The 16,851-nt window shown below is 72.1% G+C and carries 19 protein-coding genes and 1 riboswitch; of the genes, 11 read left to right on the top strand and 8 right to left on the bottom strand.

The window, feature by feature from the left end; genetic code table 11:
* Nucleotides 1–4 precede the first annotated feature (4 nt).
* From ACZ42A_RS01035 to ACZ42A_RS01025, 3 genes are all read left to right on the top strand, one after another.
* Nucleotides 5–346: a hypothetical protein gene (locus ACZ42A_RS01035; protein ID WP_468525000.1), complete on the top strand. Its 342-nt coding sequence runs from the start codon at nt 5–7 to the stop codon at nt 344–346.
* Nucleotides 347–356: 10 nt separating this feature from the next.
* The gene (locus ACZ42A_RS01030; RefSeq protein WP_468524999.1) at nt 357–1,214 is read left to right on the top strand and encodes a hypothetical protein; all 858 of its coding nucleotides are present in this window, start codon (nt 357–359) and stop codon (nt 1,212–1,214) included.
* A gap of 116 nt (nt 1,215–1,330) precedes the next feature.
* Entirely contained in the window at nt 1,331–2,326 is a 996-nt protein-coding gene (locus ACZ42A_RS01025) for a 2-hydroxyacid dehydrogenase (protein WP_468524998.1), read from the top strand.
* On the opposite strand, the gene ACZ42A_RS01020 is transcribed toward ACZ42A_RS01025, so the two are convergent.
* Both ACZ42A_RS01020 and ACZ42A_RS01015 read right to left on the bottom strand, forming a co-directional pair.
* On the bottom strand, nt 2,278–4,173 hold the full coding sequence (locus tag ACZ42A_RS01020) for an anthranilate synthase family protein (protein ID WP_468524997.1): 1,896 nt from the start codon (nt 4,171–4,173) through the stop codon (nt 2,278–2,280). The two genes, ACZ42A_RS01025 and ACZ42A_RS01020, sit on opposite strands and share 49 nt — an antisense overlap.
* A 94-nt stretch (nt 4,174–4,267) precedes the next feature.
* Nucleotides 4,268–4,324 (bottom strand): trp operon leader peptide, encoded by a 57-nt coding sequence (locus ACZ42A_RS01015; protein WP_189697087.1) that lies wholly within the window; start codon nt 4,322–4,324, stop codon nt 4,268–4,270.
* Between the two features lie 97 nt (nt 4,325–4,421).
* On the opposite strand from ACZ42A_RS01015, the gene ACZ42A_RS01010 reads away from it, so the two are divergent.
* On the top strand, nt 4,422–5,774 hold the full coding sequence (locus tag ACZ42A_RS01010) for a class II 3-deoxy-7-phosphoheptulonate synthase (RefSeq protein WP_468524996.1): 1,353 nt from the start codon (nt 4,422–4,424) through the stop codon (nt 5,772–5,774).
* Between the two features lie 159 nt (nt 5,775–5,933).
* Nucleotides 5,934–6,179, top strand: coding sequence for a (2Fe-2S)-binding protein (locus ACZ42A_RS01005; RefSeq protein ID WP_468524995.1), 246 nt, complete (start codon nt 5,934–5,936; stop codon nt 6,177–6,179).
* Here the strand turns inward: ACZ42A_RS01005 and bfr are convergent.
* Nucleotides 6,176–6,652, bottom strand: coding sequence for a bacterioferritin (bfr, locus tag ACZ42A_RS01000; protein ID WP_468524994.1), 477 nt, complete (start codon nt 6,650–6,652; stop codon nt 6,176–6,178). The genes ACZ42A_RS01005 and bfr overlap by 4 nt on opposite strands.
* Before the next feature lie 175 nt (nt 6,653–6,827).
* On the opposite strand from bfr, the gene ACZ42A_RS00995 reads away from it, so the two are divergent.
* A complete protein-coding gene (locus ACZ42A_RS00995; RefSeq protein ID WP_468524993.1) occupies nt 6,828–7,460 on the top strand; it encodes a sulfite oxidase-like oxidoreductase in 633 nt (210 codons plus the stop codon).
* A 13-nt stretch (nt 7,461–7,473) separates the two neighbouring features.
* Here the strand turns inward: ACZ42A_RS00995 and ACZ42A_RS00990 are convergent, their stop codons facing one another.
* The 5 genes from ACZ42A_RS00990 to thiO all read right to left on the bottom strand — a co-directional run bounded on the left by ACZ42A_RS00990 (nt 7,474) and on the right by thiO (nt 12,689).
* A complete protein-coding gene (locus ACZ42A_RS00990; RefSeq protein WP_468524992.1) occupies nt 7,474–8,352 on the bottom strand; it encodes a deoxyribonuclease IV in 879 nt (292 codons plus the stop codon).
* 83 nt (nt 8,353–8,435) lie between these two features.
* Nucleotides 8,436–10,361: a Stk1 family PASTA domain-containing Ser/Thr kinase gene (gene pknB, locus ACZ42A_RS00985; RefSeq protein ID WP_468524991.1), complete on the bottom strand. Its 1,926-nt coding sequence runs from the start codon at nt 10,359–10,361 to the stop codon at nt 8,436–8,438.
* Between the two features lie 109 nt (nt 10,362–10,470).
* Complete coding sequence (locus ACZ42A_RS00980) at nt 10,471–11,265, bottom strand: thiazole synthase (protein ID WP_468524990.1); 795 nt, start codon at nt 11,263–11,265, stop codon at nt 10,471–10,473.
* A gap of 3 nt (nt 11,266–11,268) precedes the next feature.
* A complete protein-coding gene (gene thiS / locus ACZ42A_RS00975) occupies nt 11,269–11,469 on the bottom strand; it encodes a sulfur carrier protein ThiS (protein ID WP_468524989.1) in 201 nt (66 codons plus the stop codon).
* Nucleotides 11,466–12,689 (bottom strand): glycine oxidase ThiO, encoded by a 1,224-nt coding sequence (gene thiO, locus ACZ42A_RS00970; protein WP_468524988.1) that lies wholly within the window; start codon nt 12,687–12,689, stop codon nt 11,466–11,468. The genes thiS and thiO overlap by 4 nt, the downstream gene beginning before the upstream one ends.
* A riboswitch (TPP riboswitch) is annotated at nt 12,687–12,798 on the bottom strand. Its footprint overlaps the gene before it by 3 nt.
* Before the next feature lie 52 nt (nt 12,799–12,850).
* On the opposite strand from thiO, the gene ACZ42A_RS00965 reads away from it, so the two are divergent.
* From ACZ42A_RS00965 to metF, 5 genes are all read left to right on the top strand, one after another.
* On the top strand, nt 12,851–13,201 hold the full coding sequence (locus ACZ42A_RS00965) for an avidin-fold protein (protein ID WP_468524987.1): 351 nt from the start codon (nt 12,851–12,853) through the stop codon (nt 13,199–13,201).
* Between the two features lie 32 nt (nt 13,202–13,233).
* Nucleotides 13,234–14,475, top strand: a complete 1,242-nt coding sequence (locus ACZ42A_RS00960) for an NAD(P)/FAD-dependent oxidoreductase (RefSeq protein ID WP_468524986.1) — start codon at nt 13,234–13,236, stop codon at nt 14,473–14,475.
* Nucleotides 14,476–14,596: 121 nt separating this feature from the next.
* Nucleotides 14,597–14,962: an Rv2175c family DNA-binding protein gene (locus ACZ42A_RS00955; protein ID WP_433039126.1), complete on the top strand. Its 366-nt coding sequence runs from the start codon at nt 14,597–14,599 to the stop codon at nt 14,960–14,962.
* Between the two features lie 138 nt (nt 14,963–15,100).
* Nucleotides 15,101–15,757, top strand: coding sequence for a thiamine phosphate synthase (gene thiE, locus ACZ42A_RS00950; RefSeq protein WP_468524985.1), 657 nt, complete (start codon nt 15,101–15,103; stop codon nt 15,755–15,757).
* A gap of 163 nt (nt 15,758–15,920) precedes the next feature.
* A complete protein-coding gene (metF, locus tag ACZ42A_RS00945; protein ID WP_468524984.1) occupies nt 15,921–16,844 on the top strand; it encodes a methylenetetrahydrofolate reductase [NAD(P)H] in 924 nt (307 codons plus the stop codon).
* Nucleotides 16,845–16,851: the final 7 nt, after the last annotated feature.

The raw sequence follows: 16,851 nt of genomic DNA, 5'->3' as shown, positions 1-16,851 counted from the left end.
TCCCGTGGAACCAGCCGACGACGACCTGCACGCCGAATTCTGCCGGGAGTTGGCCACCCTGCGACTGCTCAGCGGCCCCCGCCGGGCCGCCCTGGAGCAGGCGGTGCGGCGGCTGCGCGAGGGCGCCGACTTCGACGAGGTGCTGCGCTCCCTCGACGTCACCGTCACCGGACCGCTGCTCGCCCGCCACGCCCCCACGCCGGTCGGCGCCCCCGGCCCGCCCGTGGAGGGCGTGTACATCTGCCCGGCCGGCCGCTGCGGCCGCGTCGAACAGCGCCGGGCCGGGCAGGGGCCGCCGGAGTGCCTGGTGCACGAGCGGGTGCTCAGCTTCGTCGCGGACGCCTGAGGGCCGCCGGGTGACGGGCTTCCTCGCCGAGCTGGGCCGCAGGCTGGCCGAGCGCTGGTTCGCGCTGCTGGTGCTGCCCGGCCTCGGCTATCTGCTGGTCGCCGCGGCGGCCGTCGAGCTGGGACACGCCGGCTGGTCCGACTGGCGCGCCCTGCGGGACGCCTTCACCGCGCTCACCGAGGGCGAGCCGGACCGGCAGAACGTCCTCGCGGTCCGCGCCGTCCTGCTGATCCTGGCCGCCGTCCCGCTCTCCGCCGGCCTCGGCCTGCTCGCCCAGGCCCTCGCCGGGCCCGTCGAACGCGCCCTCACCGGCGCCTGGCCGCGCCCCCTCACCGCCCTCGCCGCCCGCCGCACCGCCCGCCGGTCCGCCGCCTGGCAGGCCGCCGACGCCGCCTACCGCGCCGACGGCCGCGCCACGGACGCCGCCCGCCGCAACGCCCTCGCGCTGATCCCCCCGCAGCACCCCACCTGGCTCGGCGACCGGCTGCACGCCCCCGCCGTACGGCTCCGCCAGGAGTACGGCATCGACCTCGCCACCGTCTGGCCCCGCCTGTGGCTGCTGCTGCCCACCACCACCCGCGACACCCTCACCGAGACCCGCGCCCGCCTGGACACCGCGTTCACGCTCGGCGGCTGGGCGGCGCTGTACCTGCCGCTGGCCGCCCTGTGGTGGCCGGCCGCGCTGATCGCCCTGACCGCGGCGGTCATCGCCCACCACCGGGCCCGCCTCGCCGCGGAGGTCTACTCGGAGCTCGTCGAGTCCGCGGTGGACCTCCACCTGGACCGCCTACTGACCCGCCTGGCGGAACCCCGCCCGTCTCCCCAACAGGGCCGAGCCCTGACAGAACGCCTGCGCAGAGGCACCTGAGGGGCGCGAGGCGTTATCACCATGCGCCTCCGCCGCGTGGGCGCGACCAGCCACAGACGACACGACTATATTCACCGGAACCACCCCAAAAGCGGCCAAACCCCCGGAGGGACCCCGTGGAGATCCTGGCGTTCGGTGTGCAGGCCGACGAGAAGCCCCTGATCGAGCAAGCGTTCAAAAGCCACCACGAGGCCCGCTGCCTGGACGTCTTCCTCAACGAGGACACCGCCCCCATCGCGACCGGCTACGAGATCGTCTCCACCAGCGTCAACGCCGACCTCGGCGGCCGCGTCCTGGAGATCCTGGCGGCCGGCGGCACCCGGATGATCGCCCAGCGCTCCACCGGCTTCAACAACATCGACCTCCAGGCCGCCGAACGCCTCGGCATCACCGTGGCCCGGGTCTCGTACTACTCGCCGTACTCGGTCGCCGAGTTCGCCTGGGCCCTCGCCATGGCGGTCAACCGCCGTATCGTCCGCGCCTCCACCCGCACCCGCGACTTCGACTTCCGCCTCGACGGGCTGATGGGCCGCGACATGCACGGCCGCACCGCCGGCGTGCTCGGCACCGGCAAGATCGGCGAGGCCTTCGCCCGGATCGCGCACGGCTTCGGCATGCGGCTGCTCGGCTGGGACATCGCCGAGAACCCCGCCTGTATGCAGCTCGGCATGACGTACGTCGCCAAGGAGCAGCTGCTCGCCGAGTCCGACCTGGTCACCCTGCACGTCCCGCTGATGCCGGAGACCCGGCACCTGATCGACGCCGACGCGCTGAAGGTGATGAAGGACGACGCGATCCTGGTCAACTCCAGCCGCGGCGGCCTGATCGACACGGCGGCCCTCGTCGCCGAACTGCGCGAGGGCCGCTTCGCCGGCGTCGGCCTCGACGTCTACGAGGCGGAGGCCGGGGTGTTCTTCCTCGACCGGTCCCTGGAGGCCGTCGAGGACGACACCCTGGCCCGCCTCGTCACCTTCCCGAACGTCCTGGTCACCTCCCACCAGGCGTACTACACCAGGGAGGCCGTCGCCCAGATCGTCGAGACGACGCTCAAGAACGTCCTGGACTACCGGGCGGGCCGCCGCACGGAGAACGTGCTGGTACCCCGCAGCTGACCCACCAGCTCCCGGACCACGGCCGCGCCGTTCAGCGTCAGCACCGACTCCGGATGGAACTGGACACCGGCGAATCCCGGCCCGCGCAGCGCGTGCACCTCCCCGTTCGCGGCCCGGCTCACCTCCACGCCGTGCGCTGCCAGCTCCGCCGCCGCCTCGTCGTCGCAGCGCGCCACGAAGCTGTTGTAGAAGCCGACGGTCTCCGGCCGCCCGAACAGATCGATCTCCGTCTGCGCGCCCTGGTACGGCACGTCCTTCCGCACGATCTCCAGCCCCAGCTCGGCCGCGATCAGCTCGTGCCCGAGGCAGACGCCGAGCACTCCGTGCCGGTGCCCCCGGACCACCTCGGCGGTCAGCCCCCGCAGGAACCGCATCTTCGGGTCCTCGACGTCACCCGGATCCCCCGGTCCGGGCCCCAGCACCAGCGGACCCTCGTGCGCGAGCACCGCCTCCCGAAGCCCCGGCTCGTCGTACCGCCGCACGGTCACCTCCAGACCGCTCGACCGCAGCACATGCGCGAGCATCGCCGTGAAGGTGTCTTCCCCGTCGACGACCAGAGCGTGCCCGTCCAGCTCCGCCGACCGCTCCTGCATCCGCAGCCAGAACGGCGCCAGCGAGGCCCGGCGCCCGTCCAGCGCGGCCCGCACTCGCGGATCGTCGGCCAGCCGCGGCCGTACGGCCTCCGCGCGCGGCCGGCCCGGACGCACACCGAGCGCGGCCAGCACCCCCGCCGCCTTCGCGTGCGTCTCCGCGACCTCGCTCACCGGGTCCGAGCCGCGCACCAGCGTCGCGCCGACCGGCACCCGCAGCCGCCCGGCCGCGTCGATGTCCGCCGTACGGATCAGGATGGGGGAGTCCAGGGTCTGCGCCCCGCCGGAGTCCCGGCCGAGCAGCGCCAGCGCACCCGCGTAGTAGCCGCGCCCGACACCATCCCGCCCGAGGGGCTCGTACCGCTCGATGACCCGGCAGGCGTTCTGCACCGGCGAGCCCGTGACGGTCGCCGCGAACATGGTCTCCTTCAGGACCTCCCGCACATCCAGCGAGGACCGCCCGCGCAGCTCGTACTCCGTGTGGGCGAGGTGCGCCATCTCCTTCAGCCGCGGCCCGACGACCACCCCGCCCATGTCGCCGACGGTGCACATCATCTTCAGCTCCTCGTCGACGACCATCGACAGCTCCTCGATCTCCTTGCCGTCGGCGAGGAAGTCGAGCAGATGCTCGGGCGTCGGCCCCTCGGCGGGGTAGCGGTACGTCCCGCTGATCGGGTTCATCACGACCGTGCCGCCGGACATCCGCACATGCACCTCGGGGCTGGCCCCGACCAGCGTCCGGTCCCCGGTGTGCACCACGAACGTCCAGTACGCGCCCCGTTCGCCCGCCAGCAGCCGCCGGAACAGCGCCAGCGCGTCGGCGCGGCCGAACCCCGGGATCTCCCCCTCGTACGTCCGCCGGATCACGAAGTTCGCGCCCTCGCCGCGCCCGATCTCCTCGCGCAGCACCCGCCCGACGATCTCGGCGTACTCCTCGTCGTCCACGTCGAAGCCCCCGCCCCGCACCCGGACCTCGTGCGCGGGCAGCTGGGCGAGGGCCTCGTCCAGCGTCAGGGTGTACGACTCGGTGGGTGTCAGCACCGTCAGGGGGGTGCCGTCGTCGCGGACGTCGAAGCCGCGCTCGCGGATCTGGCGGAAGGGGACGAGCGCGAGCCCCTCGTCGGGCAGGTCGGCGAGACGGTCACAGTCGCTGACCGGCCCGAGGAACACCTCCACGGTGTTCTCGTCGTGGCCCGGGGTGCGGCGGCGCAGCAGGGCGAACGGGCGGGGATCGTCCAGCAAGCCGAGCAGGTTCATGGTCCGTGCTCCTTCTCAGGTGGAGAGGAACGGACCTCGGAAACACCGAAGGCCGCCCCTCGGGCGGCCTTCGCGAAGTCTTGGATACGCGCAGTCAGCGGGCCGCCGGAGAAGCGGTCCACCACCAGTTCTGGATCGAATGCGCGAACATACGGCGCACCCTACCCCATGTCCGTCACGCGTCGCCTGCGTCTCACTTGCTGGGCGTGGTCCGGAACCACAGGACATCACCCCGTAATGTTGAGGTCGTGACCGTGAACGCTAAGACCAGCGCAAGCGCTGGCAACACCTGGCGAAACCTGCCCGCGGCGCAGCAGCCCGAGTACCCCGACCCCGAGGCTCTGCGCAAGGTGATCGCGGACCTCGAGTCGTATCCGCCGCTCGTCTTCGCCGGCGAGTGCGACCAGCTGCGCGCCCGGATGGCGGCCGTCGCCAAGGGAGAGGCGTTCCTCCTCCAGGGCGGCGACTGTGCCGAGGCGTTCGACGCGGTGTCCGCCGATCACATCCGTAACAAGCTCAAGACCCTGCTCCAGATGGGCGCCGTGCTGACGTACGCCGCCTCCGTGCCCGTGGTGAAGGTCGGCCGCATCGCCGGCCAGTACTCCAAGCCGCGCTCCAAGCCGACCGAGACCCGCGACGGCGTGACGCTCCCGACCTACCGGGGCGACTCCGTCAACGGCTTCGACTTCACCGAGGAGGCCCGCGTCCCGGACCCCGAGCGCCTGAAGCGGATGTACAACGCGTCCGCCTCGACGCTCAACCTGGTGCGCGCCTTCACCACCGGCGGCTACGCCGACCTGCGCCAGGTGCACGCCTGGAACCAGGACTTCGTGAAGTCGTCCCCGTCCGGCCAGCGCTACGAGCAGCTGGCGCGCGAGATCGACAACGCGCTGAACTTCATGCACGCCTGCGGGGCCGATCCGGAGGAGTTCAAGACCGTCGAGTTCTACGCCTCGCACGAGGCGCTGCTGCTCGACTACGAGTCGGCGCTCACGCGGGTCGACTCGCGGACCGGGCAGCTGTACGACGTCTCCGCGCACATGGTGTGGATCGGCGAGCGCACCCGGCAGCTGGACCACGCGCACATCGAGTTCGCGTCGAGGATCCGCAACCCGATCGGCATCAAGCTCGGCCCGACGACGACGGCCGAGGAGGCGCTGCAGTACATCGAGCGCCTGGACCCGGAGCGCGAGCCGGGCCGGCTGACCTTCATCGTCCGGATGGGCGCGGACAAGATCCGCGACAAGCTCCCCGAGCTGGTCGAGAAGGTCACCGCCTCCGGCGCCACGGTGGCCTGGGTGACCGACCCGATGCACGGCAACACCTTCGAGGCGGCCTCCGGCCACAAGACCCGCCGCTTCGACGACGTGCTCGACGAGGTCAAGGGCTTCTTCGAGGTCCACAAGGCCCTCGGCACCCACCCGGGCGGCATCCACGTGGAGCTGACCGGCGACGACGTCACCGAGTGCGTGGGCGGCGGCGACGAGATCTTCGTCGACGACCTGCACCAGCGCTACGAGACGGCCTGCGACCCGCGGCTCAACCGCAGCCAGTCGCTGGACCTGGCGTTCCTCGTCGCGGAGATGTACAGGGACCAGTGACGGGAGCGCCTGTTACAGGCGATTTTCGGCCATGAAGTGGGGCGCGGATCACATACGATCCGCGCCCCCTCCCACTTTTGGGGCCTGCGTGTGACGGGTAAGGTTAGGTTAGCCTCACCGATCAACGGGGACGGCACCATCAATCGATCCCGGCGGGAGGTGAACCGCGTGTACGTCTGCTCTTGCTTCGGCGTCACCGAGCAGCAGGTGAAGCAGCACGCGGAGAACGGCGCCTGTACGCCCCGCCAGATAGCCTCCGCCTGCAAGGCGGGCACCGACTGCGGATCGTGTGTACGCCGTATTCAGGCGCTCCTGGGCAGGGGCGCGTGCCCCCGCCGTGAGCTGGCCGACCAGGGCAAGCCGGTGCTTGCCGGCCTGGACGAAGAGCTCCAGGAAGCGGCCTAGCTCGGCTGCTCGATCTGCTGGGCGATGTAGAGCGCCTCACCGAGCTTGTCGATCAGCTCCAGCTGTGTGTCCAGGTAGTCGATGTGGTGCTCCTCGTCCTCGAGGATCGACTCGAAGAGGTTCGCGGACGTGATGTCGCCCTTGGTGCGCATCACCTCGATCCCCCGCTTGAGGCGGTCGATCGCCTCGACCTCGATCTGCCGGTCGGCCTGGAACATCTCGGTGACCGTCTGGCCGACCCGCACATGGAACAAGCGCTGATAGTTGGGCAGGCCGTCCAGCATCAGGATGCGCTCGGTGATCTTGTCCGCGTGCTTCATCTCGTCGATGGACTCTTCACGCGTGTACTTGGCGAGCTTGGTCCAGCCCTTGTTGTCCTGGATCCGGTAGTGCAGCCAGTACTGGTTGATCGCCGTCAGCTCGCCGGTCAACTGCTCGTTGAGGAATTCGAGGACCTCGGGGTCGCCCTGCATCGCAGAGGCTCCTTCCGCGCGGGGGAACTGGCAGGTTGCGCCGCATGATTGCACCGGCCGTCGAAGATCGTCCAGTAAGTGCGTACTTAGTAAGTAAGTGCATGCTTAGTGGTAGTTGCCCGTTTCCGGACCTGCCTGGTCATGTGCACCGGTCGGGGTCTGTCAGGATGGAGACATGGGTCATCCGGTGGAGCACGAATCAGGAGAAGCAGCACGGTCCGAGCTTCCGCCGGGGCAGCGAGTGCAGCGCGGCTGGCCGGTCACGCACTACGGCCCGGTGCCCAAGTTCCGGCCCGAACGCTGGGAGTTCAGGGTCTTCGGGGCCACCGCCGACGGCGAGAAGCACTGCTGGACCCACGAGGAGTTCACGGCCATGCCGTACACCACCGTGGTGGCCGATCTGCACTGCGTGACGAAGTTCAGCATGCTGGGCGCGGAGTGGGGCGGAATCCCCGCGCGGACCATCCTGGAGATCGCTCCGCCCGCCGAGAATGTCACCCATGTGATGGTGTGGGCGGAGTACGGCTTCAGCTCGAATCTGCGGCTGTCCGACTTCGCCGCCGAGGGCACGATCTTCGCCACCCACAAGGACGGCGAACTGCTCACCGCCGAGCACGGCTTCCCGCTCCGCCTGGTGGTGCCGCATCTGTACGCCTGGAAGGGCCCCAAGTGGGTCCGCGGCGTCGAGTACATGACCGCCGATCGCCGCGGCTTCTGGGAGGAGCGCGGCTACCACAACATCGGCGACCCCTGGAAGGAGCAGCGCTACTCCTACCAGGAGGAGCCCGGGGACGGCCCCGAGCTCTGACCGGCGCTTCTCCTCAGATCTCCCGGAGCTTCTTCAGCCGCTCCACGTCCGCCGCGTGCCCCTCCTTGCCGCCGGGCGTCTCGATGATCAGCGGGACTCCCTCGGTGGCCGGGTGCGTCATGAGCGCCCGGAACGGGTCCTCGCCGATGTGACCGGCGCCGATGTTCGCGTGCCGGTCCTTGTGCGCGCCGACCACGTCCTTGGAGTCATTGGCGTGGATCAGCTTCAGCCGGCCCTCGCCGACCGTCTCCACCAGCAGATCGAGGGTCTGGTGCATCCCGCTCGGGCCGGTCAGATCGTGCCCGGCGGCGAAGATGTGGCAGGTGTCCAGACAGACGCCGAGCTTCGGGTGCGCGTCCAGGGCCTCGAAGTACGGCCCGAAGTCCCACGTCCGCGAGCACAGCGAGGCGCCCTGGCCGGCCGTCGACTCCAGCAGCAGGAAGGGGTCGTCGTCATGGGTCAGCTCGTCCAGCAGCGGCAGCATGTGCTCCCGCACCTGCTTCAGCGCCACCGACCGGTCCCGGCCGCCGGTCGCGCTGCCCGTGTGCACCACCACGCCGAGGGCGCCGATCTCCCGCCCGCGCCGCAGCGAGTGCCGCAGCGACTCCACCGACCGCTCCACCGTCGCCTCGGTGTGCGAGCCGAAGTTGATCAGATACGGGGCGTGCACGTACGCCGGGATCGACTCGGCCGCGCACGCCGCCCGGAACTCCTCGTCCTGCCGCGGATTGCCGGCGGGCGTCGCCCAGCCACGCGGGTTGGCGACGAAGACCTGCACGGTCTCGGCCTGGAGATCACGGGCGTACGACAGGCCTACGGAGCTGAGGCCGCCGGCCACGGGGACGTGACCGCCGACGGGGTTGCGGAGGGGGCCGGGAAGTTCACTCTTCACCCGTTCAGGGTGTCATGGACCTTCCCGTGCTCCCGTCGGCGGAGGGTGTGCGGTGGCTCTCAGGGGTGGCTCTCAGGGGTGGCTCAGCGGATGGTGATCGTGATCGTGGAGCCCTCGGGAGCCGTCTCGCCGCCCGCCACCGACTGCTCCTTGACCGTGTCGCCGAACAGGCCCAGCAGACCGCGGTCCTCCTCGACCTGGAAACCGGCGGCCTCCAGCTTCTCCTTCGCCTCGTCGACGCTGTCACCGACCACGTCCGGGACCTCGACCATGACCGGGCCCTTGGAGACCGTGAGGGTCACCGTGTCGCCCTCGGCGGCCCGGGTTCCGGCGTCCGGGGTCTGCCGGGCGACCTGGCCCGCCTCGTACTCCGAGTGCACCTGCCGCTGGGCGACCCGCACCTTCAGACCGGCCTCCTGGAGCCGCTCCCGGGCGCCGGCGATGTCCTGGCCGAGGACGTCCGGGACGTTGATCGGGCTGCCCTTGCTCACGGTGAGGGCGATCGCGGAGCCCGCCTTGCGCTCGGTGCCCGCGACCGGCTCGGTGCCGATCACGAAGCCCGGCTCCACGTCGTCGCTGAACACCCGGGTGACCATGCCCGGCTCCAGGCCCTCGTCCTTGAGCACGTCTCGCGCCTTGTCCAGGCGGTAGCCCGCCAGATTCGGCACCTTCACCGTCTGCGGGCCGTCGGAGACGGTCAGCGTCACCGAGTCGTTCTGCCGGATCCGGCTGCCCGGCGCGGGGTCGGTGCTGATGATCGTGCCGCGCTTCACGGTGTCGCTGTAGGCGTGCTTGACGTCGCCGACCTCCAGGCCGGCGTCCTCGAGCCGCCGCTCGGCCTGCTCCTGGGTCTTCGCCAGCAGCGGCGGGACCTTGGTGAACTGGCCGGAGTTGATGTACCAGACACCCGCGCCGACCCCGAGTATCAGCAGGACGGCGGCGACGATCGTGACCACCGTGCGTGGCGGCCGACGGCGCCCGGGGGCCGGGGCCAGGGGCTCCAGCCGGCTGGTCCGGTCGACCGACGGCGCGGCGTCCTCGTCGTCTCCGTCAACCGGCAGCGGGCGCGGCACCGTAAGCGCGCGCGGGATCACGCTCGTGCGGTCCTCCGCGTTGTCGTGCTCCGCCGCCAGCGCCTGCGGCGGGACCGCGTCGAGCTGGTCCGCGCTCAGCGCGGCCCGCGCCTCGCGGACCTGGCCGAGCAGCGCCACGGCGTTGTGCGGACGCACCTCCGGGGTGCGCGCGGTGGCCGAGGCGACCAGCTCGTCCAGCTCGTACGCCAGACCCGGCACGGCCGCCGACGGCGGCGGGACGTCCTCGTGGAGGTGCTGGTACAGCACCTGGGCCGGGGTGCCGCCGGAGTGCGGCTTGCCGCCCGTCAGCATCTCGTACAGCACCACGCCGCAGGCGTAGACGTCCACGCGCGGGTCGGCGGTGCCCTGTTCGATCTGCTCGGGGGCCAGATAGGAGACGGTGCCGAGGACGGCGCCGGTGGTGCTGGTGACCGTGTCGACGGAGCGCACCAGCCCGAAGTCGGCGACCTTCACCCGGCCGTCGTCCCCTATGAGGACGTTCTCCGGCTTCATGTCCCGGTGCACGAACCCCGCGCGGTGCGCGGCGCCGAGCGCGGCGAGCACCGGCTCCAGGATGTCCAGCGCGGCCCTGGGCTGGAGCGCCCCGCGCTCGCGCAGGACGTCGCGCAGGGTGCACCCGGCGACGTACTCCATGGCCAGATAGACGTACGACCCGTCGGTGCCCTGGTCGAAGACCTGCACCACATTGGGGTGGGCCAGCCGGGCGACCGACTTCGCCTCCCGGATGAACCGCTCCACGAACGACGCGTCGGCCGCCAGCGTGGGATGCATCACCTTCAGCGCGAGTACGCGGTCGAGGCGGGTGTCCACGGCCCGGTAGACCGTGGCCATCCCGCCGACCGCGATCCGCGCGTCGACGCGATAACGGCCGTCGAGCAGCTGCCCGACCAGAGGGTCTTGAAGGGTCGTGTCCACGCAGGTGAGTGTACGAGCAGCCACGGACACGACCCGTCGCTTCCCGGGACCCGGGAAGCGACTGAAGCAGACCTGTGACCGTCAGAACGCCGGAGCTGACCTGCGACCGTCAGAACGCCGGACGTTCCGGGTCCAGACGGGCCCGGCCCTCCGTCGGGGAGGACGCCTCGGCGAAGTGGCGGCGCGGGATGCGGCCCGCGCGGTGGGCCAGCCGGCCCGCTTCGACCGCGTGCCGCATGGCCTCCGCCATCAGCACCGGCTGCTGCGCCCGGGTGACGGCCGAGGCGAGCATCACACCCGCGCAGCCCAGCTCCATGGCGAACGCCGCGTCGGACGCCGTGCCGGCGCCCGCGTCCAGGATCACCGGCACGCGCGCGTGCTCCACGATCAGCTGGAAGTTGTGCGGGTTGCGGATGCCGAGCCCGGAGCCGATGGGGGAGCCGAGCGGCATGATCGCGGCACACCCCACGTCTTCCAGCTTCCGCGCCAGCACCGGGTCGTCGTTGGTGTACGGCAGCACCGTGAACCCGTCGTCGACCAGCGTCTCGGCGGCCTCCAGCAGCTCGATCGGGTCCGGCAGCAGGGTGCGCTCGTCGGCGATGACCTCCAGCTTGACCAGGTCCGTGCCCAGCGCCTCGCGGGCCAGCCGCGCGGTGAGCACCGCCTCACCGGCGGTGAAGCAGCCCGCCGTGTTCGGCAGCACCCGGATGCCCAGCCTGTCCAGCACGGACAGCACCGAGCCGTGCACGTCCGGGTTCACCCGGCGCATGGCGACCGTCGTCAGCTCGGTCCCGGACGCCACCAGGGCGCGCTCCAGGACCTCCAGGCTGGGCGCGCCGCCGGTGCCCATGATCAGCCGGGATGTGAAGGTCGTACCACCGAGGACGAAGGGGTCGTCGGCCATGGGTCAGCCTCCTTGGACGGCGGTGAGGACTTCGACGCGGTCTCCGTCGGAGAGCGCGGTCGTCGCCCACTGTCCGCGCGGGACGACGGTTTCGTTGAGGGCGGCGGCCACGCCGGAGGGCGCCGCGGTGAGGGTGCGGACGACGGCCTCGAGTGCCGTGCCGGGCGCGACCTCGCGGGCCTCGCCGTTGACCGAGATCTTCATGCGGGCTGCTCCGTGCGTGCGGGCTGCGTGGGGGCGGGCTGCGTGGAGGCGGGCTCCGTGGGTGCGGCGGCGGTGAAACGCTTCGGTGTGAACGGGCGGGCCTCCTCCGGCAGGTCGCCGGTGGCCAGGGCGTGTGCCATCACGTCACCCGTCACCGGGGTCAGCAGCACCCCGTTGCGGTAGTGGCCGGTGGCCAGCAGCAGCCCGTCGAGGTCGGTCGGGCCGAGCAGCGGCGCGTTGTCGGGGGAGCCGGGGCGCAGCCCCGCGCGGGTCTCCGTCAGCGGCAGCTCGGTGATGCCCGGCACCAGCTCATGGGCGTCGCGCAGCAGCTCGTACACGCCACCCGCGGTCACCGTCGTGTCCCAGCCCAGCTCCTCGCTGGTCGCGCCGACCACCAGCTCGCCGTTCTCGCGCGGCACCAGGTAGACATGGCTGCCGCGCACCACGGCCCGCACGGTCCGGCTCAGGAACGGGGCGTACCGCTCCGGCACGGTCAGCCGCAGCACCTGCCCCTTCACCGGCCGCACCGGCGGCAGGACGGCGTCCGGGACGCCCGCGAGGCACCCGCTGAGGCTGCCGGCGGCGAGCACCACCTGCCCGGCGCCCAGCGCGGTGCCGTCGGCCGTCACGACCCCCGTGGCGCGGTCCCGTACGACGGTGAGCCGCTCCGCGCGGACGCGGTGGAACACCACCCCCGCCCGCTCGCACGCCACCACCAGGGCGGCCGCCAGCCGCCGCGGGTCGATCTGGTGGTCGCCGTCGACCCGCAGGCCCCCGCGCACGCCGGGCGCGAGCATCGGCTCCAGGCGCCGGCACTCGCGCCCCGACAGCCACTCCGAGTCGAGCCCCGACTCCCGTTGCAGGGCGTGCAGTTCGCGCAGATGGGCGCGGTCGTCGGCGTCCAGCGCGACGGCGAGCGTGCCGCACTGGCGGTAGCCGAGGTCGTGCCCCGTGAGGTCGGTCAGCTCGGCCGCGAACTCCGGGTAGCGGCGGGCCGAGGCCAGGTTCAGGCCGAGCAGGGTCTGCTCGCCGTAGTGCAGTTCGGTGACGGCGGCGAGCATCCCGGCCGCCACCTGGGCGGCCCCGCCGCCCGGTTCGGGGTCCAGCACCGCCGTGGCGAACCCGCGCTGCGCGGCCCGCCAGGCCGTGACCAGACCGATGATCCCGCCCCCGATGACCAGGACGTCGGATGTGTCGGATGTGTCGGACGTACGCGACATGGGCGTCCAGCCCCTCCCTTCGCCGGCATGACCCGGATCAGGTTCGTACGGTCGGAGGCCGCCAGCCTCCCTCTCAGCCCGGTGCGTCCGGGCTCCCGCGAGTGCTTTACGTTGGCCACCCTAGCCCGACGCCGCACGACTCTGTAAGGGAGCCTCCGCCCGTGGCCCGCAGCCTCGACGGTCTCGTCCTCGCCCCCGTCGCCGACCAGGCGCCCGGCCAGGTGGGCACCCGCACCCGGTTCCGCTACCACGAGAAGGACGGCGAGATCTGGGCCGAGTACGCGGGCGGCGACGTCGTCCGCGGGCACCTCGTGGGTACCCGGGAGGGCGACCGGCTGGACTTCCGGTACGTCCAGCTCAAGCAGGACGGGACGACGTCCTCCGGGCACTGCGTGTCGCGGGTGGTGGAGCTGCCCGACGGGCGGGTGCGGCTGGAGGAAACCTGGGAGTGGGAGTCCCAGGAGGGCTCCGGAACCAGCGTTGTGGAGCAGGTCACGGCGCAGGAGCGCTGACTGACGAAATGTCAGTTGTCTATGGTGATCAGGTGAGCGAGCAGACGCAGGAACGGGGATCGTCCGCGGCGCGGCGGGTGGTCGTGGCGGGCGCCGGCATGGCCGGGGTGCAGACCGCGGTCGCCCTGCGGGAGCAGGGCTTCACCGGCACGGTGACGCTGATCGGCGCGGAACCCCACCAGCCGTACGACCGGCCGCCCCTGTCCAAGGCCGTCCTGCTCGGCACCGCCGAGGGCTCCGCCTTCGACGTCGACTTCGAGGCGCTCGGCATCGAACTCCACCTCGGGCGCGAGGTGACGGGGGTGCGCCCCGCCGACCACGAGCTGGACACCGAGGCCGGGCCGGTGCCGTACGACGTCCTGGTCGTCGCCACCGGCGCCGAACCGATCCGGCTGCCGGGCGCCGAGGGCGTGCCGGGAGTGCATCTGCTGCGCACCCTGGACGACGCCGAGCGGCTGCGGCCGGTGCTCGCCCGGCAGCACGACATCGTGGTCGTCGGCGCGGGCTGGATCGGCGCGGAGTTCGCCACCGCCGCGCGTGAGGCGGGCTGCGCGGTGACCGTCGTGGAGGCCGCCGACCGGCCGCTCGCCGGGGCGCTGCCCGCCGAGGTGGCCGCGCCGATGACCGGCTGGTACGCCGACGCCGGTGCCGAGCTGCGGACCCACGCGCGCGTGGAGCGCGTCGAGCCCGGCACGGTGGTCCTCGACGACGGGACGCGGCTGCCCGCCGGGGCCGTGGTCGTCGGCATCGGCGCCCGCCCCGCCACGGCCTGGCTGGCGGGCTCCGGCATCGAGCTGGGGAAGCACGGCGAGGTCGTGGCCGACGACCGTCTGCGCACCTCCGCGCCGGACGTGTACGCGGTCGGCGACTGCGCGTCCTTCCCGTCCGCGCGGTACGGCGAGCGGCTGCTGGTGCACCACTGGGACAACGCCCTCCAGGGCCCCCGTACGGTCGCCGCGAACATCATCGGCGCGGCCACGGGGGAGACCCCGGCGGCCTACGACCCGGTCCCGTACTTCTGGTCCGAGCAGTTCGGCCGCTTCGTGCAGTACGCCGGGCACCACGCTTCCGCCGACACCCTGCTGTGGCGCGGCGACCCCTCCGGGCCCGCCTGGACGGTCTGCTGGCTGCGTGAGGGGCGCCTGGTCGCGCTGCTGGCGGTGGGCCGCCCGCGAGACCTGGCCCAGGGCCGCCGCCTGATCGAGTCGGGCACGCCGATGGACCCGGAGCTGCTCACGGACCCGGGCCGGCCGCTGAAGTCGGCCACGGCGTAGCCGGGCGCGGGGGCGGGAGGGCGTCGCCGGGGGGCGCGGGCGGCCTCGTCGCCCACTCCGTCGGCCCTGCCGCGCCCGCCCTGGCTACCGACTGTCAGTCCGGGATGGCAGGCTTGGTGACGTGACCGAGATTGACGCAAAGATCGATGCTCTCGTCCCCGCCTGGCTCACCCTCCCCGACATCGCCGAAAAGCTCGGCGTCGAGGTGACGCGTGTGCGGCAGCTGGTCAAGGAGGGCCAGCTCATCGCCGTACGCCGTGGTGAGAACCGCGCGCTGCACGTTCCCGCCGCCTTCATCGACGGGGACAAGGTGGTCAAGGGCCTGTCCGGGACCCTGACGCTCCTGCGGGACGACGGCTTCACGGACGAAGAGATGCTGGAGTGGCTCTTCACCCCTGACGAGAGCCTGCCCGGCACCCCCGCGCAGGCCCTCAGCGAGAATCGCGGCACGGAGGTGAAGCGCCGGGCCCAGGCGCTCGCCGTGTGATCTGAGCACACCGACCGAACAACTCTGAACAACCGTCCGGAGTACGGGCCGCGGCGCGCACCGGGCCACGGCCGTGGTTCACTGCGGCCGCGGCAGGCCGCCCGCGGCCCGTACGCCATCGACAACGGGGGGACACCCATGCCCGACACCGCCACCACCGCCCGCGCCCGCCTGGCCGACGCCCGGCTCTACCTGTGCACGGACGCCCGCACGCGCCAGGGCGACCTGCCCGAGTTCCTGGACGCGGTGCTGGCCGGCGGCGTCGACATCGTGCAGCTGCGCGACAAGGGCATGGAGGCGGCCGAGGAGCTGGCGCACCTGGAGGTCTTCGCCGACGCCTGCGCCCGGCACGGCAAGCTGCTCGCCGTCAACGACCGCGCGGACGTCGCCCACGCCGCCCGTGCGGACGTCCTCCACCTCGGGCAGGGCGACCTCCCGGTCCCCGCGGCCCGGGCGATCCTCGGTGAGGACGTCCTCATAGGCCGCTCCACCCACGCCGAGGCCGAGGCCGCCGCGGCCGCCGTCCAGGAGGGCGTGGACTACTTCTGCACGGGCCCGTGCTGGCCCACCCCCACCAAGCCGGGCCGCCACGCCCCCGGCCTCGACCTGGTGCGGTACACGGCCGCCCTGGGCACCGACCGCCCCTGGTTCGCCATCGGCGGCATCGACCTGAGCAACCTCGACGAGGTGCTGGAGGCGGGCGCCCGCCGGGTCGTCGTGGTCCGCGCGATCACCGAGGCGGACGACCCCGGCGCCGCGGCGGCGGAGCTGGCCAAGCGGCTGCGGGAGGCGTAGGTCCTGTCACGGGGGCATTAAAGGTCCTGTCGCGGGAGGCGCGGGGCCGGTTTTCCGCCCCGGTGTCCGCCGATTTGTCCAAGGGGTGGACAACAAAGCGACAATTCGGGCAAATCTCCTGGCTCCGGTTGGGTGACCCCCGCCCCCTGGCTAACCTGCCCGTATGGCCCTCGGCACCGCATCCACCAGGTCGGACCACGCCCCGACCGTGCGCGACATGCTCGCGACCGGCAAGACGACGTACTCGTTCGAGTTCTACGCCCCGAAGACCCCGAAGGGCGAGCGGATGCTGTGGAACGCGCTGCGCCGGGTCGAGGCCGTGGCTCCCGACTTCGTCTCCGTGACCTACGGCGCCGGCGGCTCCACCCGCGCCGGCACCGTCAAGGCGACGGAGGCGATCGCCTCGGACACCACCCTCACCCCGATCGCCCACCTCACCGCGGTCGACCACTCGGTGGCCGACCTGCGCAACATCATCGGCCAGTACGCCGACGCCGGGATCCGCAACATGCTCGCGCTGCGCGGCGACCCGCCCGGCGACCCCATGGGCGAGTGGGTGCCGCACCCCCAGGGCCTGACCTACGCCGCCGAACTGGTCGAACTGATCAAGAACTCCGGCGACTTCTGCGTGGGCGTCGCGGCCTTCCCCGCGATGCACCCGCGCTCCCTGGACTGGGACACCGACGTCCGGCACTTCGTCGACAAGTGCCGCGCGGGCGCGGACTACGCGATCACCCAGATGTTCTTCCACCCGGAGGACTATCTGCGGCTGCGCGACCGCGTCGCGGCGGCCGGCTGCGACACCCCGATCATCCCCGAGGTCATGCCCATCGCCAGCGTGAAGACGCTGGAGCGGGTACCGTCGCTCACCAACGCCGCCTTCCCGGACGCCCTGAAAGAGCGGATCCTCACAGCACAAGACAATCCCGCCGCTGTACGCTCCATTGGCATCGAGTTCGCCACGGAGTTCTGCGCGCGGCTGCTGGCCGAGGGAGTGCCCGGACTGCACTTCATCACGCTCAACAACTCCACGGCGACGCTGGAAATCTACGAGAATCTGGGCCTGCACCACCCACCGCAGGCCTAGACCGGTC

The organism is Streptomyces sp. NPDC030838 (assembly GCF_055572035.1).
The sequence above is the reverse complement of the archived record's forward strand: the minus strand, read 5'-3'. Positions and strand labels throughout refer to the sequence as shown.

Excerpts from the sequence above, each read along its gene's own strand:
- ACZ42A_RS00980 (WP_468524990.1), bottom strand. The coding sequence starts at position 11,265 with ATGGCCGACGACCCCTTCGTCCTCGGTGGTACGACCTTCACATCCCGG.
- ACZ42A_RS01020 (WP_468524997.1), bottom strand. The coding sequence starts at position 4,173 with ATGAACCTGCTCGGCTTGCTGGACGATCCCCGCCCGTTCGCCCTGCTG.
- bfr (WP_468524994.1), bottom strand. The coding sequence starts at position 6,652 with ATGCAGGGCGACCCCGAGGTCCTCGAATTCCTCAACGAGCAGTTGACC.
- thiE (WP_468524985.1), top strand. The coding sequence starts at position 15,101 with ATGCCCGACACCGCCACCACCGCCCGCGCCCGCCTGGCCGACGCCCGG.
- thiS (WP_468524989.1), bottom strand. The coding sequence starts at position 11,469 with ATGAAGATCTCGGTCAACGGCGAGGCCCGCGAGGTCGCGCCCGGCACG.
- metF (WP_468524984.1), top strand. The coding sequence starts at position 15,921 with ATGGCCCTCGGCACCGCATCCACCAGGTCGGACCACGCCCCGACCGTG.
- ACZ42A_RS00995 (WP_468524993.1), top strand. The coding sequence starts at position 6,828 with ATGGGTCATCCGGTGGAGCACGAATCAGGAGAAGCAGCACGGTCCGAG.
- thiO (WP_468524988.1), bottom strand. The coding sequence starts at position 12,689 with ATGTCGCGTACGTCCGACACATCCGACACATCCGACGTCCTGGTCATC.